The following is a 24,646-nucleotide window of genomic DNA, read 5'->3' as shown; positions in this document are numbered from 1 at the left end:
CCCGCCATCAATGCACGCGCTCCTCGCCAAGCTCGGCCTCCGCTTTACCGAACCGGCCGACGAGCGCCTCTTCGTCGAGCGCTTCACTCTTGACGACCTGGGACGCACGCAGGCGGCAATGGTGCTGGGCGCGCTCGTGTACTGCGCATTCGCCGCCTGGGATCGCATCGTGGATCCCATCGCCTGGACGACGACTCTCGCGATGCGTGCCGCGGTCGCGATCATCGTCTTGCTGCCGCTCACCGCAGCCCTGTCACTGCGGCGCGCGCGGGCCTGGGCCGAGCCGATCTACCTCGCTTACTGCCTCGCCCCCGGCTGCGCGCTCAGCGTGATCTACCTCGCTCTGGAGCGCGGCTTCGCGCACGCGAGCGCCGGGATGATCATCGTCATCCTGTTCGTCGCAACCCTGCTGCCGCTGCGTCTGCCCGCGCTTGCCGTCTTCTGCGCAGCGACCTGGAGCTGCTTTGCGACGTGCGAGGCATTCGCGCGGCACGATCAGCCCGGGCTGTCGTTCGTCAACAACTTCGAGATCGGCATGGCCTACGCCCTGTCGCTCTACGCCGTCGGCGCGCGGGAGATCCGCGCGCGATTGCACTTCCGGACGGAGCAGGCGGTCCAGCGGGAGAAGGGCCGCTCGGAGGCGGCGCTTGCCGAACTGCGCGCTGCGCAGGCACACCTCGTGCAATCCGAAAAGTTGGCGGCCCTCGGACAGCTCGTGGCCGGCGTCGCCCACGAGGTCAATACGCCGATCGGGCTGGCGCTGACCATCGTCACGACGATCGACGCCGACGTGAAGCAGCTCGCCCTTGTCGTCGACGGTGGGCAGGTGCGGCGCTCGGAACTGGTGCAGGCCGTCGCGCGGCTCAGAGAAGGCGCACAACTGGCATTCGTCAATCTGACGCGCGCCACCGAGCTGCTGCGCAACTTCAAGCAGGTCGCGGTCGATCAGAGCAGCGAGATACAGCGCGACTTCGAGATTTCCGAGTGGCTGCACGATCTGATGAGCACGCTCGGACCGCTGCTACGGCAGCGGGGGCACGAAGTGCGAATCCACTGCGAGGCGGGGATCGTACTCTCGTCCTACCCAGGGGCGCTCGGGCAAGTCATCAGCAATCTCGCCCTGAATGCGATCCACCACGCCTTCGCGGACGGACGATGCGGCGTCCTCGATCTTCGCGTCTCGCGCGTGACTCCGAACGACCTGCGCATCGTGTTCACCGACGATGGGGCCGGCATCCCGGCTGACGATCTGCCGAGGGTGTTCGACCCTTTCTTTACGACAGGACGCGGGAGGGGCAGCACCGGTCTGGGTCTGCAGATCGTGCACAACCTCGTCGTGTCGACGCTGGGCGGGCAGATTAGACTCGCGAGCGAAGCGGGGTGGGGCACGCAAGCGACGATCGATCTGCCCCTCTCTGTTGCCTCATGAGCGGCCCGGAATCCGGCCACGTCCGCAATGGCCGTCGCGGCATCCTCCGTCACCGTATTGGCGGTGATGTTCGCCCGATAGGACCGGGGCAACACTAGGAATACGTCCGCCGTTTATGCGCCGAGATTCTATTGATCCTCCCCTGACTTCGCGTACACGGGGAGATCAGCTCGCGGTCCATTCGGCCCGCTCGGGCGTGAGATAGCCGAGTGCCGAATAGATGCGCTGCCGATTGTAGTCGCCCTCGACGTAGGCGAACAGGTCGCGTCGCGCCTCACCCCGGGTCGTCCAAGGTGGCTGGTGGACGAGTTCGACCTGGAGGGTGTGGAAGAAGCTCTCCATCGGGGCGTTGTCGTAGCGACATCCTGTCCGGCTCATAGACGGCCTCGCCCCATGGCGACGAGCTGCTTCTGGTAGGCCTCGGCTGCATACTGGCTGCCGCGATCCGAGTGGCAGATGAGCCCAGCGGTCGGTCGTTGCCGCTGGGCGGCCATCAACAGCGCAGCTACGCTCAGCTCGGCCCGCATATGATCGCGCATCGACCAGCCGACGATCTTGCGCGTAGCCAGATCGAGGACGGCGTCCAGGTACAGCCAGCCCTCGCCGGGAGGCAGGTCGGTGATGTCGGTCCGCAGTCCTTCGGTTCGGCCGGCCAGACCGTGTTGGGCCGCGCGGCCGAGAAGTCTTGCTTCAGGAGATTGGGCGCGATCGGGAGGTCGTGGCGGCTGTCGGTCGTGCAGCGCCTGAACTCGCGCCCCGCCAGGGCACGGATGCCGTCTCGTCTTCGCCATCCGACACCTTCCCCACGCCGTTAGGGCGTATCAGAGCTGTCCGTGAAACCGAGGGAGGATCATGCCGGTCGGGTCAGCTCAGGTCGACTCACTGAATTGAGCCAATATAGAATGACGAATGTTTCCATTCGGCAGAATTGGATATGTAAACCCACGGGATCGCACCGCACGCTCCGCCATACCGAATCGATCTTACATTCCAGGACAGCCCTCAACACCATAACCAGTCGAATATTCAATCAATCACCGCCAAGCCACGTTGACCGCAGATGCTTTATCGGACGTTCATATCTGCGACGCAAATCGCGCGAGGCTGCAGTTTAGATCGGTGGCGGTAAGTCACCGCATTTCTTAAGATGCCGTATCGAACGCGAAGCTCGAGCGAAAGCTTGGTCTCGGTAGCAGCGATGTTGCCTCGCTTCGTCTCGACCACCCGCGAAGAAAGTTCGACCGGAAAGCCTTTAAGGCAGTTCACCTCGATGTGTGGCCGGTCGTGCTGACGAGCGTTCAGGTAAGCTAAATCCGCCCCAATACGGGATCTTCGAGCCCTTCATAAACTCGGGACAGATGGCACCACGCTGCCTTTAGAGATTGACAACACCCTCCTGTCCAGCGGAAGCATGCGCTCTGCTATTATTGAGACAAGGCGATTTGGAGACTTTTGATGGCGTGGTCGCCTTTTCGCAATGGTTTGTTCCCAGCAGATAGATCAACCGAGACTGTTCATAGCGATATCCCGACTTCCAAAATAATTGAAGCGCCCGTTGCAGCAGCGCACCTCGCCGCTGCAGGCGAACTGTCTGTAGCCAAGACCAATTCTGTCGAACGCAACCCTTTAGATGCAATCGGACAACGCGACGAATTGCTCCGCATGCGCGTCAGCGAAATGAGCAGTCGGCTCGAAGAGCTGAAAAGTTTGCAGGATGACTTCTCGTCCGTGTTGACGCCCCTCATCGCCATCTCGGAAGAATTACCGCGCGCAACCATGCGTCTTGCAGAAGTTGAGGCGCTCTTTGCCATGGAGCAACAATCCGCCCTCGCTGCGCGGCGGGAGGTCAGCGAGCTCACCGTGAAGACTGCCGCCTTGGCGAGCGACCTCGCCACAACGACCGCTGAGGTCGCTCGCTTGGAGAGCGGTATCCATAGCCGCGATATCGAACTTGAGCAGTTGCGTGTCACAGGGCGAGACAAGGGTCTCGCGGCTGAAAATTTCGAGCGCCAACTCGTCGCTGAAGTGGAGCAGACAAAAGCTTTTTCTGCAGAGAACAAAGCCTTGCGTCTTGAGGCTCATGCTGCTGACCAAGCGCTTTCACGATCTGAACGTGACCTAGCCGAGGCGCGCGAGCGCCTTGCAATTCTTGACCAAGACAATCGCCGTCTACAGTTGTTGTGCGAGGATCAGGAGGGGCGATTAGCCGAGGCGGCAGTTCGATATGACAGCTTGCGAGAGGAGGCCGAGAATGAGCGCCAGCGGCTGCTGGCCATAGAAGCCGATTTCGCAGCCGAAAGCGCCGCCCGGCAGAAGTCTGACGCTCAGTATGAGGCTGAAATCGGGGCATTACGGACTGAACGCGCCAGCTTGACTATGAAGCTGGAGGCCGCAACGAACCGAGCGAACGCGACCGAGCAACTTCTTGCGCAACTGCGAGCACAATTACGAGAGAAGGACGAGGCACACCGGGCCTCAGAGCGAGCGGCGAAGGAAGCTGCGATCGAGCGTATAACATCCGACCGCCGGGTCGAAGCAGTGCAGGCAGATCTCGCGCGTCAGACTGAACGGCTGCTCGAAGCGCAGCGGCTTCGGTCTGAGTTGGACAACCGCTGCGATATGCTTACGAAGGCCCTGGCGGCCAAGGATGTTGCGGTTGAGCAGGCGACGTCTCGCGCCACGACACTCTCCGACCGCATTGACCAACTCAGCCATCGTCACGCGGCCGAGTTGCACGAGCTCGAGGTCTCCAACCGCCGCCTCGTCGAAGATCTACAATCTGAGCGCTCGGAGCGAGCTCTGATGCAGGGTGCTTTGGACATCGCTCGCGAGAGCCGTGTCACACTGCAGAAGCAGCATGAGGCACTCAAGCGAGATGCTCGAAAAATCCGAGGGCTCGATGGGGTGGGCCCCGTTCCGGACCTTGAACACAGCGCCGCGCCGACAAAAACTGGATCCGAAGCTTTGGATAATATCCGTCCGTTTCTCCCGCCTGAACGAGCTAGCTGACAACAACTCTTAAAATCAATGATCGGTAATTTTAGGGAGGCCGCGGTGGCAGATCAGGCATACAAAAGTTCGGCCCCATCGCTTTCGGCGAGCTGGCTTGTACGCGGTATCAAAGCAGAAGGAACAATGACTTCGCAGCAGGAGACCACGTCGGCCGCTCAGCCGGAAGCGTTGCTTCATGAGCCTTCTCAAACTCGACTTCCGGCAGGAGCTTCTCGGGACTGGTCGTCTGCGCTCGATCTGATCCGAGAGGCGACCGAGGCCATCAACATAAGCGACGAGCGTGCTGCCGATCTGGAGGCAGAGTTGCAGCAGTTCAAAATCAGTGCAAGCGAGGAACTTCGTCAGCTCAAAGGGCAAATCGCTGCTGCCGAACGCCGCATAGAAAAGGCTGAGGAACGAGCGCATTCGGCTGAAGCTCGCGCGAAGGAGGCCGAAGCATGGCTCGTCCGTATTCACGATGCGGTACTCAATGGGTTTCGGCGCAAAGCTCGAACAATACCTGCGCCGATTGTCGTCAGTGAACAGGATCCTGGCGACTCTTAAGGGCACCTGAATAGTAAAAATGGCATTCCGGGTTCGGTATGAGCTTGAAAACTCTCGAACAATCTGGCCTGCTCGGCGGGCATTCTTCAGGCGTGCTCGCCTATGAAGAGCAACGCGATGCCTTGAAGCGTGCACCATTGCCCGCCACCACGCTACAAATCATCGAGGCGGCAGTAGAGAGCTATCGTTCCATAGAAGATGAGGGTGAGCGGATTTCTGAGCAGGCTCAAAGCCTGCTCGCTCATGTCGCGACAGAGCGAAGGCGGATGCGCACGGAAGCAGAAAAATTGCGTGTCGATCTAACGCAATCACAGCTGGAGTTATTGTCGGCTCAGAAAGACCTTGCGGCTGCAAAGGCTCGCGCGAAAGCGGCAGAACATCGCGCGAGGGACTTGGAAGCACGCACAAAGGAAATGACACGCATATGTCTCCGTCTTGTAGAGGCGGTCGAACCGATGCTGGGGCGGGACATTGCCTGCATTGAATCGCTAGATCAGCATCAATTTTCAGACCGAAACTGATTTGGATACAACGGATCCGCCGGTGCGAGGCAAGATGTTGTCGATCTCATTTGCAAGATACGCAGGGGCAGATCTATCAGTCGATCTCCCGATATCGACTGCGGCTTACGAAGGTATCGTACTTATCCGCCTTGCCTATGTTGATCTTATATTCCGAACGAACATGGCTGGCGCAAAGCCGAAAGTCAGCTTTCGGGGAGCGCCGAAAGCGGTCCAGACGGCAGAGTGGCGCGGATGCGGAACGTCCACAACCGACATTCTGTGCCGCGCTGGCCCTGATTGTTGGCCGGAGAGCACTGGCCCTCGACGCGGCCAGATCAACCGAAGTCTGAGTCGCTTCCTCCCTGGGTGCATCGCGGCGTCGTTCCCGCAAGTCGCACTGCGCCACGTTCGGTGCGAGTTGCTGACGCTTGGACGATGACCGTCCAAGGAGGGTGAGCGTTGCTCGATGAAGCGGCGTACGCAGTTACAGGAAGCCGGCGCCTTCGCGGCCAGCGCGGTCGCGGCGCCAGCCCGAGTCCGCACGGAGGCCGCCACGACCCTGCGCTGCATCCTGCAGCAGGATCTCGTCACGCTCGATCTGTTGACGACCTTTGCGTGCATCACCCGCAACCGAGGTGCATGGTCTTCGACACAACCTACGGGACGGACGGCGCCTGCGGCGCCACTCGGAGGCCCGCGTGAAGCCGGGATCCGTGCGGCCGCACCGGGCGAGGTCGGCGAATAGGGCCTCCGCCCGGTCGCCCTTCGCGCGGGCCGCCGCGCCGATCGCCGATTCCCTGTCCATCCCGCCGCCTCTGGCGCGCGGGTCCGGAGCGGACCGCGACGGCGCCTTTCTGCCACTCCCGTGCCGCCCCGCCGGAACGATCCTTGCCACTGGCGAGGGCCGGGCTCGCACCGAGGCGCAGGGGAGATAGGCAGGATGGTGGGCACGCGGCCGACGGTCAGGCTCGGAATGCTGACGCCGTCCTCGAATAGCGTCCTCGAACCGATGACGGCGCGCCTGCTGGCCGGGCAGCCGGGAATCACGGCTCATTTCGCGCGCCTGCGGGTGACGCAGATCGGCCTGTCGACGGCGGCGCTCGGTCAGTTCGACCAGGCGCCGATGCTGGCCGCCTCCGCGCTGCTCGCCGACGCCCGGGTCGCCGCGATGCTGTGGAACGGCACGGCGGGCGCTTGGCTCGGCTTCGCGAACGATGAGGTCCTGTCCGATGCGATCACGCGGCGGACCGGCGTGCCGGCCTCGACTTCGGCGCTCGCCTTTCGCGACCTGTTCCGACGGCGCGGGATCGGGCGCGTTGGGCTGGTGACGCCCTATACGGGGGATGTCCAGGCGCGGATCCAGGCGAACTGGCAGGCCGACGGGCTCGACTGCTCGGCCGAGCGGCACCTCGGCCTGTCGGAGAACTTCGCCTTCGCGGAGGCCGGGGAGGCCGAGATCGCCGGGATGGTCCGCGCCGTGGCGGCCGAGGGCGCCGAGGCGGCCGCCATCGTGTGCACCAACCTCGCGGGCGCCGCCCTCGCGCCCGCCCTCGAAGCGGAACTCGGGATCCCGGTCTACGATTCGGTGACGGTCAGTCTCTGGAAGGCGATGGATCTCGCCGGGCTGGACACAGCTGCGATCACCGGCTGGGGCAGCGTGTTCGCACCGGCCTGAAACGCGTGCTTCAGGCGTCGTCCCGCTCGATCCAGCGCCGCAAGGCCGGTGCCAGCCCGGTGGCGGGCTTGGCTGGGGGCCGGGCGAAGCGGCCCACGCGCGGCGGACGCGAGCCGAGCCGGACCAGCGCCTGCGCCTGACCGAGAGCGGCCGCCAGCGGATCAACCAGGGGGACCGGCACCGCGTCGCCGAGCCGCGCGGCGAGGCCGGTCAGCGGGGCGCCGGCGAGGATCACCGCGTCGGCCCCGTTCTCGGCGACGACCCGGTTGGCCAGGGCGACGATCTCCGCCTCCAACTCGTGCTGCACCTCCGTGACCGAGCGGAAGGCCGCCGAGACAGCCCGGACACAGGCGCAGCGGGCCGAGAGGCCGGAGAGAGCAACCGCATCCTCGTACCAGGGCAGCAAAGTGCTCGAAAACGTCACGATGCCAAAGCGCTGGCCGAGCTGGCAGGCCGTCAGCATCGCCGCCTCGGCCATGCCGACGATAGGCAGGTCGAACAGCTCTCGCGCCGCGATCAGCCCGGGATCGCCGAAGGCTGCGATCACGGCGGCGTCGAAGCCGGCTTGGTGCTCGGCCAAACTTTCCAGCACAGCGGCCCCCGCGAGCTGCGCCTCCGCGCGGCTCGCGATGTAGGGCAGGCCCCGGGCGGCCGTCAGCACGGTGAGCGTCGCGTCCGGGGCGAGGGCGGCCGCGGCGGCCTGCTCCATCCGGGCCGTCATGGCGGCCGAGGTGTTCGGATTGAGGAGGAGGAGCCGCACGCCGTCAGACGCGCGAACTTGGGCGGTAGAACGGCTCGTGCCGCGACGGGTCGATGTAGTCGGCGTAGAAGCGTTTCGCGTGCGGCAGCAAGGCTTTGGAGAGCTGACGCCGCTCGACCTCGTCGTCCGACAGCGCCCGCGACAGGTCGTCGTGGAGCGCCTTCAGGGCGGCGTCCTTGTCGACCCGGGTGAAGCGCCCGTCGGCGTAGAGGACCTCGCCCTCGCACAGCACCGTGGTGACGCCGCCGGTCTTGGCCCGCTGGATCACCGCGTCGAGGAGCGGCGTCTCCGGGTCGAGATACGGATAGGCAATCTGGTCCCAGTCGATCAGCACGAGGTCGGCGCCCTTGCCGACTTCGATCGTGCCGAGGCTGTCGCCGTAGGGCGTGGTGCGGGCGCCGCCGACGGTCGCCATGCGCAGCACCTGCGCCATGCTCGGCACGTCGGCCTCGTCCATGCCGGGCACCCGGTGGGCGCGCAGCACGAGGCGCATCTCCTGAAGCATGTCGCGGTCGTCGTTGATGCCGGCCTCGTCGAGGCCGATCGCCGTGTTGATCCCCTTCGCCTCGAAGCGGTTGAGCGCCGCCACGCCGGAGCGCAGCCGGAAGTTCGACGAGCAATTGTGGCAGATGCAGGTGCCGGTCGCCGCCACCCGCTCGATGTCGGACTCGTTGAGCCAGACGCCGTGGCCGAGCGTCAGCCGCGGACCGAGCATGCCGAACCGGTCGAGATACTCCAGGGCGGTGCCGCCGCCGCGCTTCTCCGCGTAGGCCTTCTGGTAGGCGGTCTCGACGAGGTGCATGTGCATCGGCACGTCGTAGGATTCGGACAGGCCGGCGAGGCCTTCGAGGGCCGCGTCGGAGCACCAGTGGAGGTTGGCGGGCGCGAGCTGGATCTTGGCCCGCGCGGCCCCGGCCTGGCCGCTATGCAGGCTGCGGAACAGGGAGAAATTGTCCTCCAGGGACATCTGGAAGCGCTCGAACCAGCGCTTCATCGGGTCCTGCAGCGGCGCCGGCAGGCTCCCCACGAAGTCCATGTCGGCCTGGTAGACGAGGCGGTTCTGGTCGCGGACCGCGAAGCAGTACGAGACCCGCATGCCGATGTCGCGATAGGCGCGGAGCACCTCGTTGGAGCGCGCCTCGACCTCCTCCAGGCTGCCGGGCATCCAGCCGTGGATGTGCTGGACCGTGGTGATCCCGGAGCCGACCATCTCGAAGGCCGAGTACAGGGTGTCGAGGTAGAGGTTCAGGTTGCGCGCCACCATGCGGGTGACGAACCACAGCTCCAGGGGCATGTCGGGGGAGCCGAGCTGCACCGGCGTCAGGCCGACATGGTGGTGGCCGTTGACGAAGCCCGGCAGCAGGATCTCGCGGCCGGAGCCGATCACGGGAGCGTCGGGGTAGCGGGCGTGCAGGTCCGCATAGGTGCCGACCGCCGCGATGATCCCATCCTTCTGGAGGACCGCGCCGTCGGCGATCTCCTCCCAGCGATCGTGGTCGAGGGTGCGGGTGATCATCCGCCGGCTGCGGATCAGCGATGTGCTCATGGTCGTGTCCGTGTTGGGGGAGGGGTCAGACGAGCGCCTCTTGCTCGGCGAAGGCCCGGTCGACCTCGTCGCGCAGGAGTTCCGTCAGATGCCGCCGCATCGCCTCGGCCTCGGGAGAGAACGGGTCGCGCGGGCGGGGCAGGTCGTTGCGAACGATGGTCTTGATCCGCCCTGGCCGGGCGGTGAACACCACCACTCGGTCGGCGAGCGCCACCGCCTCGTCGATGTGGTGGGTCACGAACAGTACCGAGGCGCCACTGTCGCGCCAGACGTCGAGCAGGAAGTCCTGCATCTTCTGGCGGGTCTGGACGTCCAGCGCCGCGAAGGGCTCGTCCATCAGCAGCACCTTCGGGCGCATGGCCAGCGCCCGGGCCACGGCCACGCGCTGGCGCATGCCGCCGGACAATTCGTCCGGCCGCTTGTCGAAGGCCTCGGCGAGGCCGACTCGCTGGAGCGCCGCGCGGGCGATGGTCCGGCGCTCGGCCTCCGGCACGCCCTTCAGCGACAGGCCGAAGCTGACGTTCTGCCAGACGCTGAGCCAGGGCAGCAGCGAGGTCTCCTGGAAGATCAGGCTGCGCTCCGGCGACGGTCCGGTGACCGGCGCGCCGAAGGCCAGGAGCTCGCCCCCGGTTGTGGGTTCGAGCCCGGCGATCAGGTAGAGCAGCGTGCTCTTCCCGCAGCCCGAGGGGCCGAGGAACACCACGAACTCGCCGGGCCGCACGGTGAGGTCGATGTCGCGCAGCGCCTCGTGGGCGCGGGCGGTGCCGGCCGCCCAGACCTTGGCAACGCCCCGGCAGGAGACGGCGTCCTGGGATGCGGGATCAGAGGCCAAGGGAGGATCCCGCGTCGCGCGGCAGCCAGTAGAGCATCCGCCGCTGGACCAGCCGGAACAGAAGGTCGAAGGCGAAGCCGAGGAGGCCGATCAGCGTGATGGTGAAGAAGACCAGCGACGGGTTGAAGGTGTTGCGCGCCAGCATGATCACTTGGCCCAGTCCGTAGCCGACGCCGGTCGCCTCGGCGACGAGCACCACCATCCAGGCGCCGAACAGGTTGAGGCGCAGCACCGCCAGAAGCCCCGGCAGGATCGCCGGCACGATCACCCGCGCGTAGATCTGGCGCTTCGTCGCACCCATGGTCCGGGCGACGTTGATGTAGTTCCGGTTGACCCCGTCGATCTGGTGGATGGTCGAGAGGACCATCGTGAAGAACAGGGCGATGAACACCATGAAGATCGCCGGGGCGTTGCCGATCCCGAACATGAAGATCGCGACCGGCAGCCACGCGATCGGCGAGACCGGGGCGAGCAGCGTGATGGTCGGCAGGGTCAGCCGCTCGAACAGCACGACGTAGCGGATCGCCACCCCGACCAGGATCGACAAGGTCGCGGCCAGGGCGAGGCCCGCCAGCACCCGGCCCGTGGAGGCGAGCACCGTGATCAGCACCGCCATGGCGGGGCTCGGGCCGGCATTCATCCCGGTGCCGATCTGCCAGCGTTGCGCGGTGTTGAAGAAGCGCGCCTGCTCGGCGAGGTTGCCGAGGAAGATGTGCGGCGGCGGCAGCAGCTTGGCATCGGCGATGCCGAGCGCCCAGAGGAGCTCCCAGAGGCCGGCAAAGCAGCCGACCGAGATCAGCATCCAGCCGATCCGCTGCAGGAGCGGGACGAGCCCGTCGGGCAGCGCAACGCGCTGACCGAACGGAAGGCGCGGCCGGACGTGCGGGACGGCGTCGGCGCGGGCGAGATCGACGGCCATCCGCTCAGGCCGACTTCAGCTTGAGCTTGCCGTAGAGATCGGGGTTCTCGGCGATGACCTGCTCCAGCAGTGTCCAGTCGATCGCGTCGCGGCCCGGCTTCTTCTTGATGTAGCCCATCTCGGCGACGGAATCGGTTCGGTCGAGGATGAACTGCGTCTGGTTGCGGGCGTCCACAACCGAGGGCTGCCGGCCCATGGCGAGCTGGGCGTTGCTCATCGAGGTCTTGTAGTAGGAGCCGACGAGCTTGTTCAGGGCGGCCTGGGGGTCGCCCTCGGCCAGGGCCTGGGCCTTCATCATCCCCTTGATCAGGGCCTTCACGGCGCCCGGGTTCTTCGCGATCAGCTCGTTGCGGACCGCCAGCACGCAGTCGGTATAGCCTTTGCCGTAGATGTCGGTGCCGTCGGAGAGTTTCACCGCGCCCTTCACGTCGGTGAGCAGCGCCGTGCCGTAGGGCTCGATCGTCGAGATGATGTCCAGCGCCCCGGCGCGGAACGCCTCAACGGCCTCCGGGGTCGAGCCCATGTAGCGGACCGTGATGTCCTTGAAGGCAACGCCGTTCTTCTTCAGCCAGTCGTAGGGCAGCACCTCCAGCGTATCGAGCTGGAACGTGCCGAGTGTCTTGCCCTTGAGCTTCTCGGGACTGTCGAGGCCGGGCTGGGCCACGAGCACGCAGCCCTCGATGCCGCCGCCGGCCACGATCTTCACCGGGGCGCCGGCGTCGTAGAGGGCCATGAAGCTCGTGTAGGGCATCACGCCGGCGTCGACCTGACCCATGCCGAGGAAGGTGACCTGATCCGAGAAGGTTGGCGTGTTGACGAAGTCGATGGTGAGGCCGTCATCCTTGGCGAGTTGCATCGCCTCGGCCAGGAAAAAGTTCAGGTTGCAGAAGCCGGTGCCGTGGGTCGCCCGGATGCCGGTGGCCGCCGCGGCCGGGCCGGTCAGGCCCGGACCCACCGCCAGGGTCAGCGCGGCGGCGGTCCCGCCGAGGAAGCGCCTGCGGCTGGGCTTGAACCGCGTGAAATCCTGGACGCGATAATCGCCGTGACGGTCGCACATATCGACTCTCCTCAGAGGGCGGATCGCGCGATCCGCCGGACTGCGCGTGCCGGTGCTGAAACGGAGGGATCGGAACTCGGGACAGGCTCAAGGCAGTCGCGGAGACCCGGTCGCCCGGCACCTCACCACATCGACGGCACGCCAACCTCTAGCCGCCGCCGAAGCGGCGCTGCGCTGGTCAACACGAACCAAGAAGCGTGCCAGATGCGGAGATCGGCCGTATTGGCCGCGCGAGACCTGTCCGCCTCTCGGAGCTCGTATCCAGCAGGCGCGACGCGTACACCTTGGTTTCTCGCTGGGCTGTCGACATCACGCGAAGACGCGCACTAGCGCGGCGGCGCCGATAGCAGGGGTTAAGCGCCTGCAGACTGTCCTTCCGGGCATCCCGACGAAACGCCCCTGGACCGTCGGCTTTTCAGGCCGACCGACTTCGAAGCGGACCGGCGGCTCACAGCCAGTTCCAGCCGGCTGCCTCGTCCCCAGGACAGCCGGCGAGCGTGTGGCTGGCCTGCTCCGAAGCGGACATGTGGTGCCAACGGGTGCATGTCATAGGAGGGTGGGGAGCCACCATAAGTGTTCTGCCCGAAAGCCGACATTCGTTTTTGTGTTGAGCTCGACCGGACAAACTCTTTTTCTTTTTACGGACCCCATTGAATAGCGATCTCGGCCTACGGCTCGTCTATGGCGTTAGCAAGCAGAACCGTGTCGAGGGCAGGTGATGCCAGCGGCGGCGGATCGAACCAAGCGCCGCGCCAGACGGCGGTCGCAACGATGAGCCCGTACGCGACGAGCCCCGCAGCGAGCGCCGCGAACAGACCCGGAAGGCCGGCGAGGGCGAGCGCCAGCCAGCCGCCGCCCACCGCGATCGCGACGCGCACGAAGCCGCCGACGAGTGGCCAGAGCAGGCGGCCCGCGCCCTGGCTCGCGAAGTAGAGCACGAGGCCGAGGCCGAAGAATCCGTAGGCGGGCCCGACCGCGGAGAGGTAGGCCGTGCCGGCCGAGAGCATGGCGGGATCGGTGCCGAAGAGGGACAGCCACACCTCCGGGCGCCAGGCAGCGAGAAGCCCGATCGCCTCCGTGAGCACGAACGCGGTCACCGCGCCGCAGCCCGCGACCTGAAGCGCCCGTGCCCGCTGCCCAGCTCCGATATTTGTGCCGACGAGTGCCACGAGCGGCGCGCCGAGCCCGAAGACGAGGGGGATCAGCAGGTACTCGAGCCGCGCGCCCGTGCCGTAGCCCGCAAGCGCGTCCGGCCCTGCGGCGGCGCCGACGAAAGCCGTCGTCGCCATGATCGTGACGTTTGTCTGGAGCGAACTCACGGTCGCGACCGCACCGACGCTCAGGATCTGCCGGAACATCGGCCAGGCGAGCCGGGCGCGGGTGAGGCGGGCGGCGTTGCGTCCACTGAGCACATACCATCCCTGGAAGACGGCCCCGGATGCGTAGAACAGGACGAGCGCAGTACCTCCGCCCGCGACACCGAGCCCGGGCAGCGGCCCGAACCCGAAGATGAGTGCGGGCGAGAGCGGGATCAGCACGAGAACACCGAGACAGGTCACGAGCGAGGGCACGAGCATGTTACCCGTTCCGCGGATCACGCTTGCCTGTGCGTTCATCACCCAGAGGAGCGGCATACCGGCGAAGACCACGTTCGAGTAGCTCAGCGCGGCTTCGAGAGAAGCGCCCTCGCCACCGAGCAGCCGGTAGAGCGGGCGCCCCGACGTGAGCACGAGAACGGAGAAGGCCAGCCCGAGACCGAGGTTGATGACGAGAGCGTGGATGACGAGGGCGTTCGCGTCCGACCGCCGCTGGCTGCCAAGGGCACGGGCGATGGCCGAGGAGATGCCGCCCCCCATCGCGCCCGCAGAGATCATCTGCATCAGCATCACGCCTGGGAAGACGAGGGCCATGCCGGCGAGTGCATCCGTGCCGAGATGGCCGACGAAGTAGGTCTCGATGAGCCCCGTGGCGGACTGCGCCAGCATCACAAGCACGTTCGGCCACGCGAGCCTCAGGAGAAGCGGCAGGATCGGAGCGTGCAAGAGGGCGTGGGTGCGCGGATCCACGCCCGTGCGTGGAGCGGGCGCGCTCATGCGCGTGCTTCCGGAGAGGGGTCGCGCACGAGAGGGCTGGTCCTGTCGGCGAACGCCGCTGCAGGAATCCCGTCGCCTTGCTGGACAGCGCTGTTATCGTGCCGGTCCCACAGGCCGCTTCGACCGTTGCGAACCGGCCGCGATGCCTGATCCGATCGCGCGAAACCTGAACCCGTGACAAGCGCGACCGCGACCGGGCCTGCTAGCGCGCAACGGTCCGTGGCTGGACGGAACGTCATGAGGGCGTCCTTGCACCGAGGGGGATGATCGGACTCGCGACGTCGGCTTGGCTTCAGCGAATCTCGGCTTCAGCTTGCATCCGGCTCCGGCCTGCCGGCGCAGCAGGTTCGGGGCCGTGTGGTCGTTCGCCATTGAGGGGCCGACGCTTTCAGGGACGGCTTCGTCGGTTGAATGGAAGCCGCCTATGTCGGTCGACCGCTCGACTGGTAGACCGACAGATGCGTGTAAGCCGCGCCAATCAGCGGCGCCGGCATACCTGCCGATCGGCCACGCGCCGCGAGATCGCCGAGGATCTGGTCGGCCTCGACGGGGCGGCCTTTCACGAGGTCTCGGTACATCGACGACGTCTGCTGCGAACCGGGATCCGTGAGCTGCGCGCGCGCTGCGGCGAGAAACCGCTCGCTCGGCGTACGTCCGATCTTCGAGACGACAGCCACCACCTCATCGAGGAAGGCCGCGATGAAGTCTCTGCCGCCGGGCGCTTGCACGATCGTACCGACCGGCCCACGCATCAGGCACGTGATCCCGCCGACGGTCGCCAGCAAGATCCATTTCTCCCACATCTCCAACGCAATGTCGGATGAGAGCCGCGCGTCGAAACCCGCGCCGCGCATCACTTGGTCGAGGCGCACGAGGCGGTCGGTGCGCACCCCATTCAATTCCCCGTAGGCGAAATCCTGCAGCGTCGTGAGTTGGACGACGGTCCCATCGTCGTCGAGGATCGTCGCGATCTTGCAGGCGCATCCAACCAGCGCGTTTGCGCCGAAGCGAGCCGTTATGGTCTCGACATGCCGCATCCCGTTCAGCACAGGCAGGATCATCGTGTTGGGACCGACAGCAGCCGCGACGTCCTCCAGGGCCGCGCCGAGGGCAGGCGCCTTCACCGTGAGCAGCACCACATCGAAGGGTTCGCGGAGCTCGGCTGCGGTGACGAAGGACGGCGCGATCGTCGCGTTGCCGTGCGGGCTGACGATCCGCAGCCCTCTGCCCCGCAACTGCTCCGCCCGCGTCGGCCGCACCAGGAAGGTCACGTCGCGGCCGGCTTGCGCCAGACGGGCTCCGAAATAGCCGCCGGTCGAGCCGGCTCCAACGACGAGTATGCGCATGGTCGCTCCCAGATGCTGTTTCGGGAGATTGGCCCGGGGACTACGCTGCCTCGTCGGCGCGCCAGTCCTGCACCCAGTCGCCGTTCCTGAACATCTCGTCGCCGGCATGGGCGGTGAACTCGACGAACACCTGCCCCGGCGCGATGCCGAAGGCGTCCGTGCACAGCTCGACGAGCCTGCGCGCCAGTGCCAAGCGCTGATCGGACGAGCGGCCGCGGCGGCACTCGACCAGCACCATGACGATCTCCTGGAGTCCCGCGTCATCGAGATGAAACAGGTTGTCGGCACCCAGCTCGGCCATGCCGACATTCGGCCGCCAGAGCTGCGTCTCCATGATCTCGGCATAGGCGCGGCAGGCAGCTTCTGCGACGTGGCGCTTGACTGCGGCCGGAAACTGCTTGGGCAAATTGAACTGCAGGTAGGGCATCTCTCGCTGTCTCCGCTATGGGGCTGGCCGAGCCGCGTCTCTGCCGTTCAGCTGTAGGCGTTTAGATCCGGGCGTTCGGCCGCTCGGATGCCGGCGATATTCGCTTGCGGCGGGTGCTGGCTTTCTGCCGCCAAATCCGTCGTCGCGGCATTTATGTGCATATGCAAATAATTTGCAAGGGTGCAGCGAGGTCGTCCGCCCGCGGTGATTTCAGGCGGCCAAACTGGCGTGGCACGAACTCAACACGCTAAGGAGCGGCGATGGGACAGCCGACAACGATGCCACGAGCGGGTGCGTGCAACGGGACGGCGCTGCGAAAGGCGACTCGGCGCGTCTCGCAGCTCTATGACGCCGTGCTGGCACCAAGCGGGTTGCGCTCGACCCAGCGCTCAATCCTGATCCACATCGCGCGAGCCGGATCGCCGACGATGGGTGAACTGGCCGCTGCGTTGATCCTCGACCGCTCCGCGCTCGCGCACAACATCAAGCCCCTGGAGCGCGATGGCTTCGTCGCTTTGGCGGCAGATGGGCAGGACCAGCGTGTACGACGGGTGTCGCTGACCGAGGCTGGCGTCGCCAAGCTCGCCGAGACGACACGGCTGTGGGAAACAGCTCAGGATCGCTTCGAGCGTGCCTTCGGTGTCGAGGAGGCCCGCAGCTTGCGCGCTGCCCTCTCGGTGATTGCCTCGGATGACTTCATCGAGGCCTTTGAACGATCGCCGATCTGAAGCACCGGCGCCACCGACCCGGTCGCTCTGGATGTTGGGATACCGGGACGACACGCATGCTCGATCCAATCAGACCGCCTGCAAGTGAGCCTTCCGTACGTCTGAGCGGGCGAGGTGTGTGGGCATCACACCGACGACTGCCTTTCCGGTTTCTTGTCCAGAACGGACGGGCCGCTTTCGGCCAGACCCCGTCACGCGTGATCGCGATCGCGTACAGGACGGGACCTTCGCCTGCGCGCCCATTGCAGTCGCTCGGCCGTATCTGCCCGCTTCTTGAAAGCAGACGGAATACGATCTCGTCCGTTTAAAAAAGCGAGGCAACGCAATCGCGAGCTTGAGCGATTGGCGAAAGCGCCGCCCCAATGCTCGCGGTGAAGGCTTTCAGCGTCCGCGCCTTGGTCCATCTGCTCAAGGCATGGCGCGCATATCGGTGTTGCCCGTGGGATCGCAGGAGCCGGGTACACCACCTGATCCACCCGTATCGCTGATTCATGAAGCTATCGAAGCCGCCGCGATCAGGCTAGACCGCAATGAGGACGGCGAGGAACGTTTCATGATCATGGATGGCGCCGGAGTGCTGACGAAGGCCCTTGCGGAGGGTGAGAGCGCGATCCTCGATGCTTGGCTCGCATCCTTACGGGAAGGCGTCTCGCTGCAGAGCGGACGCATCCGTGAGGCGGAGCTCCAGACCCAGGCCAAGGCTGTGCTCGCCCAGCTCCGCGAATCCCTCGGCACAGGGGAGCTTGACGCGGACGCGGAGAACTTCGCACCGGTGCGCGAGACCCTCGCCGATATCTCACGCTCCCGTGCGATCCAAGGCTTCACCCCGACCGACACCGCGAACTTCGTCTTCTCGCTGAAGGAGCCGATCTTCGAGGCGTTACAGCGGAAGTCCGACGCTGACACGCACACGCTCGCGGCCGGCATATGGGCGGCGGGGAAAGTACTCGACCGGCTTGGGCTGCAAACCATGGAAGTCTACCTGGCGAGCCGCGAGGAGGTCATCGGACGACAGGGACAGGAAATCGCCGAACTCTCCACGCCCGTGGTTCGGCTTTGGGACGGCATCCTCGCTCTACCGCTGATCGGCACGCTCGACAGCGCCCGGACCGGCGTCGTCATGGAGAACCTGCTTCAGGCCATCGTCGACGAGGAAGCCGAGATCGCCATCATCGACATCACCGGCGTGCCGACCGTCGACACGCTGGTCGCTCAGCACCTCCTCAAGACCGTTGCCGCCGCCCGCCTAATGGGCACCGACTGCATCGTGTCCGGCATCCGCCCGCAGATCGCGCAGACCATGGTGCATCTCGGGGTCGAGCTGAACGTTATCTCGAAGTCGACGCTGGCCGATGCGTTCGCGGTCGCTTTGAGACGCACCGGCCGCAAGGTCGTCCGTCAGCAGCCTACGGCCGAGGAGCGCCGCTGACGCCATGGACCGCATCCCGATCCTCAAGCTGGGTGGCGCGCTGATCGTCACCATCCAGGTCGACATGCATGACCGTCTGGCTTTGGCCCTGGAGGAGGACCTGACGGCGATGATCGCGCGGACCGGCGCCCGCGGCGTGCTCATCGAGATCTCAGCACTGGAGATCGTCGACTCTTTCATCGGTCGTATGCTCGTGAGCATCGCCGCGGTCTCACGGGTGCTCGACGCCGAGACCGTGGTGGCTGGCATGCGCCCGGCGGTTGCCATAACCCTGGTCGAGCTCGGGCTGGAGCTCACCGGCATCAAGACGGCTCTCAACGTCGAACGGGGCATGGCGCTGATCCAGGCCCGGCTATTCGAGGACGAGGAGAGCTTCGGGAGCAACCGTGACGGTCACGAAGGCTGAGTCCTTTCCGGTCCGCTCCAGAGACGACGTCGTCCGCGTGCGTCAGCAAGTACGCGCACTGGCCATCGAGATTGGCCTCGGCCTCGTCGACCAGACCAAGATCGTCACCGCGGCGAGCGAACTCGCGCGCAACACCCTCGATTACGGTGGGGGCGGCGACGTCCGCGCAGAGATCGTCCAGGTCGGCAGGCGCAAGGGCCTGCGGCTCACCTTCGAGGACCAAGGTCCGGGCATCGCCGACATCGAGCAGGCGATGACCGACCATTACACCTCCGGCGGGGGGCTGGGGCTGGGGCTCGGCGGAGCCAAACGGCTCTCCAACGAGTTCCACATAACGTCGACGCCCGGGGTAGGCACACGCGTGACAATCGCGCGCTGGAAGTAGGTATGGACCGGGTCACCGTCACGGAGGCGAGCCAGGTGTCCGAGGCGCGACGGCGCGCCTTGGCCGTCGCGCATTCCATTGGGTTCGACGAGACCGCTGCTGGACGGGTGGCCCTCGTCGTGACCGAGCTCGCCACGAACGTCGTGAAGTACGGCGCGCCGGGCGAGATCCTCATCGGTATCTACGAGGACGGGACTGGCTCGGGCGTTGAGATTCTCTCCCTCGACAAGGGACCTGGCCTTTCGGATCTCGGCTTGGCCCTGCGCGATGGGCATTCCACGGGCGGCAGCGCCGGCGAGGGCTTAGGCGCCGTGCGACGGTTGTCCGATACCTTCGACATCGCATCGCGGCCTGGCTCAGGCACGGCGGTGCAGTCGCGCCTTTCGAGCGTCCGGGCGGCTCCTGCGGCAGCGACATTCGGCGCGGTGACGGTGCCTCTGAGGGGCGAGACTGCGAACGGTGACGCTTATGCTGTGCGCGAGCGGGCCGACGGCTGGACAGCCATCGTGGCGGACGGGCTCGGCCACGGGCCGGATGCGGCCAAGGCGTCCGAGGAGGCCCTGCGGCTGTTCCGGCAGCATCAAGACAAGTCTCCCAGCGCGATTTTATCCGCAATCCACGCGGGACTGTCGCATACCCGTGGCGGGGCGGTCTCGGTCGCACGCTACAGTCGGGATGCCGGCAAGCTTGCGTTCGCGGGCATCGGCAACGTCCTGGGAGCCGTCGTCTCCGGCGAGGCGAGCAAGCGCACGGTTTCCCTCCCCGGCACGGCGGGCCATGCTGCCCGGCGCATTCAGGAGTTCGAGTACCCGATGCGCCCGGCCGACGTGTTCGTCTTGTGTTCGGACGGGATCGCGACCGGATGGTCCCTCGATGCCTTTCCAGGGATTACAGGAGCGCATCCCACACTCGTGGCGGGCTTGATCTATCGAGACTTCGCTCGGGCGCGGGATGACGCGACTGTCATCGTCGTACGGGGCGACGGGGGATGAGATGGCCCCTGATCGCCACACAGATCGAGCACGAGGACGACATCATTACCGTGCGCCAGCGCGTGCGTCGGCTCGCCGAGCACCTCGGCTTCGAGGTCCAAGACCAGACGCGCATAGCCACGGCGGTCTCCGAAATCGCTCGCAACGCCTACGGCTACGCTGGCGGCGGCAGGGTCGAGTACGGCCTTGACGAGGAGCATGACGGCCAATCCCTGGTGATCCGCGTGATCGACAAGGGACCCGGCATCCCCCACCTCGGCGAGATCCTCGAAGGTCGCTACCGCTCGACGACGGGCCTGGGCATCGGCATCACCGGCTCGCGCCGGTTGATGGACCGCTTCGAGATCGAGACCGAGCTCGGCAAGGGCACGGTCGCAACCTTCGCCAAGCGACTGCCGTACGGCACGGAAGCTTTTACGGGAAAGAGGCTTGCGACCCTTGCCGAGGGCGTAGCGCGCGCTCGGACCGCGGAACCTTTGGTCGCCCTGCGCGAGCAGAACCGCGAGCTCCTGCGCAGTCTCGCCGAGCTCGCCGAGCGCCAGGACGAGGCGGACCGCCTCAACCGCGAGCTTGCGGAGACCAATCGGGGGGTCGTCGCGCTGCATGCGGAGCTGGAAGCCCAGGCCGCCCAGTTACGTGCGGCTGGATCTTCCCTGGAAACCCAGGTCGCTGCACGGACGGCAGAACTCGCTGAGGCGAACGCCAGACTTCTCGCTGAGGCGGCCGAACGCGAAAGGATGGAGCAGGACCTCCGTCAGTCGCAGAAGCTTGAGGCCGTCGGCCAATTGACCGGCGGCGTCGCCCACGACTTCAACAACCTGTTGACGATTATCCGGTCCTCCGTGGACTTCCTGCGCCGCCCCGACCTGCCCGAGGAACGGCGAAAGCGGTACATGGATGCGGTTTCGGACACTGTCGACCGCGCGGCCAAGCTCACGGGGCAGCTCCTGGCCTTCGCGCGTCGGCAATCCCTCAAGCCCGAGGTGTTCGATGCCGGCGAGCGCCTGCGTGGCGTCGCCGACATGCTCGACACCATTACCGGTGCCCGCATCCATGTCTCGGTCGAAGCTCCGGACGAGGCCGCGCTGGTGCGCGCCGACGTCAATCAGTTCGAAACGGCGGTGGTGAACATCGCGGTGAACGCTCGGGATGCCATGGACGGTATCGGGACGCTGACGATGCGGGTGATCGCCGGACAGCCCATGCCGACCATCCGCGGACATGCGGGCTCGCGCGGGCCGTTCGTCGCCATCTCCCTCATCGACACCGGCGCGGGCATACCCGACGACATACTCGGGCGCATCTTCGAGCCCTTCTTCACGACGAAGGTCGTCGGACGTGGCACCGGACTTGGGCTCTCCCAAGTATTCGGCTTCGCCAAGCAGTCCGGCGGTGACGTCGATGTGGCGAGCGAGGTCGGGTGCGGAACAAATTTCACGCTATACCTGCCCGAGGTCTCGGACGCGCCGGCCGAGATGCCCGTCACCGACCGCGAGGCCGGTGTGACGCCCTCCGGCGAGGGCCAGCCTGTCCTGCTGGTTGAGGACAACCTGGAAGTGGGACGCTTCTGCGCCCAGATCTTGGAGGACCTTGGCTACGCGCCCGAATGGGTCGTCAACGCTGAAGAGGCGCTCGAACGCCTGGGTGCTGACGGCGCGGGCTTCCGGGCCGTCTTCTCCGATGTGGTGATGCCCGGCATGGGCGGCATCGAACTCGCGAAAACGCTGCGCATCCGTATCCCTGCGCTACCAGTGGTGCTGGCCTCGGGCTACAGCCACGTCCTGGCGCACGAGGACGGCCATGGCTTCGAGCTCCTGCACAAGCCGTACTCGGCGACGCAGATCGGCCGGGTCCTGCGCCGGGTCATCGCCGCTTCGCCCTCGCCCACAGAGGAGCGAGAACAAGGCTCATGACACCCCAACTCGAAGCCGCCGGGTCTCTCCGACCGTGAGTGACTGGCCGCCTTCAAGGGCTACGCCGTACTCGACACCCTGCCCGGGCTCGGCTTCGACGGCATCGTCGAAGAAGCCACTGGCCGCCGGCAACGTATCCGGCCCGGATAGTCCGACCGCACCCGAACGGCGATGTCTTCACGAAAGGCACGCATGCGAGGGGCAACGTGCTACGAAGTCCCCGCAAGCGCCCACGCGAGCCCGCGTCATCCGCGTTCGAGCAAGTTCTGCGAGACGTGGCCAAACCTGGCGCGCGGTTCAGCGGCGGATCGTTTGAACATGTCGAAGCGTATCGTCGCGCGCGCCAATCTCCTGGTCTTCGGCGTGCTACTCGCTATCCTCGCCATCGTCGGGGTTGTGACGTGGGAGCGCCTGAATGCTTCACGAGAGGCCCGGGAGTGGTCGCAGCACAGCTACCGCGTGGTAACTGTTATGAAGGATCTCGCCACCGCCCTTCGCGATGCCGAGACCGGCCAGCGGGGCTATATTATTACGGGCAAGGAAGATTATCTCGCTCCCTACGATTCGGCGCGCGACCGTCTTGGGGTGCTCCAGGGCGAACTTCTGAAGCTCACCGCGGACAACCCTTTCCAGCAGGACCGCCTGCGCGCCATGGCGCCGGTCATCCAGCGCAAGCTGGAGGAACTCGCCCAGACGGTGCAGCTGCGCCGCGACGTCGGGTTCGACGCAGCCCGGCGTCTCGTCAACACCGATGCCGGCCGCGGCTACATGATGGAAGCCGAGACGACGCTCGCCGCCATGCTCGCGGAGGAGGATGCGCTGCTCGCCAAGCGGCTCGGCGAGAACGACGCGCGGGCGGCCTGGGTCCGGTGGACGACGCTCGGCGGATCGGTCCTTGCCGTGTTGACCCTTCTCTGGGCCGCCCGCCTCCTGAATCGGGCGTGGTCGCACTCGTACCGGACGGAGGCCGAACAGCGCACCCTAGCGCTCCGGCTTCGGACTGCGCTCGACAGCCTCAGCCAGGGCGTGGCGGTGTTCGCGCCGGATCGCACACTGACGAATTGGAACGAATGCTTCCTGGTTCTGCTCGACCTACCGAAGGCGATGGTGCGGCCGGGCGCGTCCTACGCCGCCTTCGCGGAGCATACCGACGAGGCTGGTCGGCCGACGCTTGAGACGTCGGACCAAGTACGGCACGGCAGCACAGCACTCCGTGAGGCGATCGTCTATGAGCGCACGCGCGCCGACGGCCATCACTTGGAGATTCGCCGCACCCAGATGCCCGACGGCGGCTTCGTCCTGACCATCTCGGACATGACCAAGCGCGCTCAGGCCGAGGGCGTTTTACGCGAAGCCCAGAAGATGCAGGCCATCGGGCAACTCACCGGCGGCATCGCGCACGACTTCAACAACCTACTGCAGGTCATCCTCGGGAACCTGGAATTCGTCCGGGCGAAGCTCGACGGCGACGGCAAGCTTCAGTCGCGGATCGAGCGTGCTGCCTGGGCCGCCGAGCGCGGGGCGACGCTCACGGGCCAGCTCCTGGCCTTCGCGCGCAAGCAGCCCCTGGCGCCGGCAGCCATCGACCTCGCAGCGACCATGCCGGATCTCGTTCCCCTCCTGCGGCGCACGCTCGGCGAGCACATCGAGGTTCGCTACGTCGAGAGCGCAGGCCTCTGGCCCGCGATGGCCGACCCAGCTCAATTGGAGAGCGCCGTCCTCAACCTTGCGCTCAACGCCCGGGACGCGATGCCGGGCGGGGGCCGGCTCACCATCGAGATCGGCAACAAGGTTCTCGACGAAGCCTACGCCCGCGACCACGCCGAGGTCGAAGCCGGCGACTACACGATGCTGGCGGTCTCGGACACCGGGCACGGCATGACGCCTGACGTGGTGAAGCGCGTGTTTGAGCCGTTCTTCACGACCAAGCCCGACGGCAAGGGCACTGGGCTCGGCCTCGCGATGGTGTTCGGCTTCGTCAAGCAGTCGGGCGGTCACGTGAAAATCTACTCGGAGCCCAACCAGGGCACGACGGTGAAGATCTACCTGCCCAGAGCAATCGGCGCGGTGATGCCGATCGGGAAAAGGCGCGCGTCTCCCGTCGAGCTCCCGCGCGGTTCTGCGACCGTGCTGGTGGTCGAGGACGAGGCGGCAGTCCGTGAGATCGCCTGCGCGATCCTTACCGACCTCGGTTACCGCGTCTTGGAGGCCGCCGACGGCGACGAGGCGCTCCAGGTGTTCGAGACGAGCGCCAGGAGCATCGACCTGCTGCTCACCGATGTGATCCTACCCGGCAAGATGAAGGGACGCGACCTCTCCGAGCGCTTTCAGGCACTCAGGCCGGAGATCCAAGTCCTCTTCATGTCCGGTTACACGGAAAATTCCATCGTCCACCATGGGCGGCTCGACGACGGTGTCCATCTGATCAGCAAGCCGTTCAAGCGCGAGCAGCTCGCCCGAAAGGTCGCGGAGGTCCTCGGCGGCGGCATCACATCCGCGACAGGCAACGTCCTGACACTGCGTCCCAAACGAGAACCGTGAAGGCTTGGTGCGTGGCTCGCGCAGCTCCGGATGATCCGCGGGACGCATGGACTGTGTCCGCACAATCGCTCCTGCCCTCGCATAGCCGAGCCTTCGCGACTAACCCTTCG

General features: G+C 66.0%; 20 protein-coding genes and 1 pseudogene. 12 read left to right on the top strand and 9 right to left on the bottom strand.

Going from position 1 to position 24,646, the window contains the following annotated elements; all coding sequences use genetic code 11:
* The first annotated feature begins 10 nt into the window (after positions 1-10).
* A complete protein-coding gene (locus tag JOE48_RS06380) occupies positions 11-1,429 on the top strand; it encodes a sensor histidine kinase (RefSeq protein WP_210028724.1) in 1,419 nt (472 codons plus the stop codon).
* A 165-nt stretch (positions 1,430-1,594) separates the two neighbouring features.
* On the opposite strand, the pseudogene JOE48_RS06375 reads toward JOE48_RS06380, so the two are convergent.
* A pseudogene (locus JOE48_RS06375) lies at positions 1,595-2,213 on the bottom strand (IS3 family transposase); the annotation flags it as partial.
* A 671-nt stretch (positions 2,214-2,884) separates the two neighbouring features.
* Between JOE48_RS06375 and JOE48_RS06370 the strand changes: the two are divergent.
* The 4 genes from JOE48_RS06370 (at position 2,885) to JOE48_RS06355 (ending at position 7,162) form a co-directional block, all read left to right on the top strand.
* Positions 2,885-4,438, top strand: a complete 1,554-nt coding sequence (locus tag JOE48_RS06370) for a chromosome partitioning protein ParA (protein WP_210028723.1) — start codon at positions 2,885-2,887, stop codon at positions 4,436-4,438.
* 45 nt (positions 4,439-4,483) lie between these two features.
* The gene (locus tag JOE48_RS06365; protein ID WP_210028721.1) at positions 4,484-4,984 is read left to right on the top strand and encodes a hypothetical protein; all 501 of its coding nucleotides are present in this window, start codon (positions 4,484-4,486) and stop codon (positions 4,982-4,984) included.
* A 44-nt stretch (positions 4,985-5,028) separates the two neighbouring features.
* Positions 5,029-5,505: a hypothetical protein gene (locus JOE48_RS06360; RefSeq protein WP_210028720.1), complete on the top strand. Its 477-nt coding sequence runs from the start codon at positions 5,029-5,031 to the stop codon at positions 5,503-5,505.
* A 922-nt stretch (positions 5,506-6,427) separates the two neighbouring features.
* Positions 6,428-7,162 carry an aspartate/glutamate racemase family protein gene (locus tag JOE48_RS06355; protein ID WP_210028719.1) on the top strand — a complete coding sequence of 245 codons (735 nt, stop codon included), beginning with the start codon at positions 6,428-6,430 and terminating at the stop codon, positions 7,160-7,162.
* 10 nt (positions 7,163-7,172) lie between these two features.
* Here the strand turns inward: JOE48_RS06355 and JOE48_RS06350 are convergent, their stop codons facing one another.
* The 8 genes from JOE48_RS06350 to JOE48_RS06315 all read right to left on the bottom strand — a co-directional run bounded on the left by JOE48_RS06350 (position 7,173) and on the right by JOE48_RS06315 (position 16,142).
* On the bottom strand, positions 7,173-7,922 hold the full coding sequence (locus JOE48_RS06350) for an aspartate/glutamate racemase family protein (RefSeq protein ID WP_210028718.1): 750 nt from the start codon (positions 7,920-7,922) through the stop codon (positions 7,173-7,175).
* Positions 7,923-7,926: 4 nt separating this feature from the next.
* A complete protein-coding gene (locus tag JOE48_RS06345; RefSeq protein ID WP_210028717.1) occupies positions 7,927-9,468 on the bottom strand; it encodes an amidohydrolase family protein in 1,542 nt (513 codons plus the stop codon).
* Between the two features lie 25 nt (positions 9,469-9,493).
* A complete protein-coding gene (locus JOE48_RS06340; RefSeq protein ID WP_210028715.1) occupies positions 9,494-10,300 on the bottom strand; it encodes an ABC transporter ATP-binding protein in 807 nt (268 codons plus the stop codon).
* A complete protein-coding gene (locus JOE48_RS06335; RefSeq protein WP_210028714.1) occupies positions 10,290-11,219 on the bottom strand; it encodes an ABC transporter permease in 930 nt (309 codons plus the stop codon). The genes JOE48_RS06340 and JOE48_RS06335 overlap by 11 nt, the downstream gene beginning before the upstream one ends.
* 4 nt (positions 11,220-11,223) lie before the next feature.
* On the bottom strand, positions 11,224-12,276 hold the full coding sequence (locus JOE48_RS06330) for an ABC transporter substrate-binding protein (RefSeq protein ID WP_210028712.1): 1,053 nt from the start codon (positions 12,274-12,276) through the stop codon (positions 11,224-11,226).
* 668 nt (positions 12,277-12,944) lie between these two features.
* A complete protein-coding gene (locus JOE48_RS06325; RefSeq protein WP_245252733.1) occupies positions 12,945-14,369 on the bottom strand; it encodes an MATE family efflux transporter in 1,425 nt (474 codons plus the stop codon).
* Between the two features lie 422 nt (positions 14,370-14,791).
* Entirely contained in the window at positions 14,792-15,715 is a 924-nt protein-coding gene (locus tag JOE48_RS06320) for a ketopantoate reductase family protein (protein WP_210035603.1), read from the bottom strand.
* A gap of 40 nt (positions 15,716-15,755) precedes the next feature.
* Positions 15,756-16,142, bottom strand: a complete 387-nt coding sequence (locus JOE48_RS06315) for a hypothetical protein (protein ID WP_210028709.1) — start codon at positions 16,140-16,142, stop codon at positions 15,756-15,758.
* Between the two features lie 260 nt (positions 16,143-16,402).
* Between JOE48_RS06315 and JOE48_RS06310 the strand changes: the two genes are divergently transcribed.
* From JOE48_RS06310 to JOE48_RS06280, 7 genes are all read left to right on the top strand, one after another.
* Positions 16,403-16,870, top strand: coding sequence for a MarR family winged helix-turn-helix transcriptional regulator (locus JOE48_RS06310; protein ID WP_210028707.1), 468 nt, complete (start codon positions 16,403-16,405; stop codon positions 16,868-16,870).
* A 415-nt stretch (positions 16,871-17,285) separates the two neighbouring features.
* Complete coding sequence (locus JOE48_RS06305; RefSeq protein WP_245252732.1) at positions 17,286-18,299, top strand: STAS domain-containing protein; 1,014 nt, start codon at positions 17,286-17,288, stop codon at positions 18,297-18,299.
* Between the two features lie 4 nt (positions 18,300-18,303).
* A complete protein-coding gene (locus tag JOE48_RS06300) occupies positions 18,304-18,705 on the top strand; it encodes an STAS domain-containing protein (RefSeq protein ID WP_210028706.1) in 402 nt (133 codons plus the stop codon).
* Positions 18,686-19,090 carry an anti-sigma regulatory factor gene (locus JOE48_RS06295; RefSeq protein WP_210028704.1) on the top strand — a complete coding sequence of 135 codons (405 nt, stop codon included), beginning with the start codon at positions 18,686-18,688 and terminating at the stop codon, positions 19,088-19,090. The genes JOE48_RS06300 and JOE48_RS06295 overlap by 20 nt, the downstream gene beginning before the upstream one ends.
* Before the next feature lie 2 nt (positions 19,091-19,092).
* Entirely contained in the window at positions 19,093-20,082 is a 990-nt protein-coding gene (locus tag JOE48_RS06290) for an ATP-binding SpoIIE family protein phosphatase (RefSeq protein WP_210028703.1), read from the top strand.
* Positions 20,079-21,995: an ATP-binding protein gene (locus JOE48_RS06285; RefSeq protein ID WP_210028702.1), complete on the top strand. Its 1,917-nt coding sequence runs from the start codon at positions 20,079-20,081 to the stop codon at positions 21,993-21,995. Before JOE48_RS06290 ends, JOE48_RS06285 begins: the two co-directional genes overlap by 4 nt.
* Before the next feature lie 318 nt (positions 21,996-22,313).
* The gene (locus JOE48_RS06280; RefSeq protein ID WP_210028700.1) at positions 22,314-24,536 is read left to right on the top strand and encodes a CHASE3 domain-containing protein; all 2,223 of its coding nucleotides are present in this window, start codon (positions 22,314-22,316) and stop codon (positions 24,534-24,536) included.
* The last annotated feature ends 110 nt before the right edge of the window (positions 24,537-24,646 follow it).

It is taken from the genome of Methylobacterium sp. PvR107 (assembly GCF_017833295.1).
Taxonomy (GTDB): domain Bacteria; phylum Pseudomonadota; class Alphaproteobacteria; order Rhizobiales; family Beijerinckiaceae; genus Methylobacterium.
The sequence above is the reverse complement of the archived record's forward strand: the minus strand, read 5'-3'. Positions and strand labels throughout refer to the sequence as shown.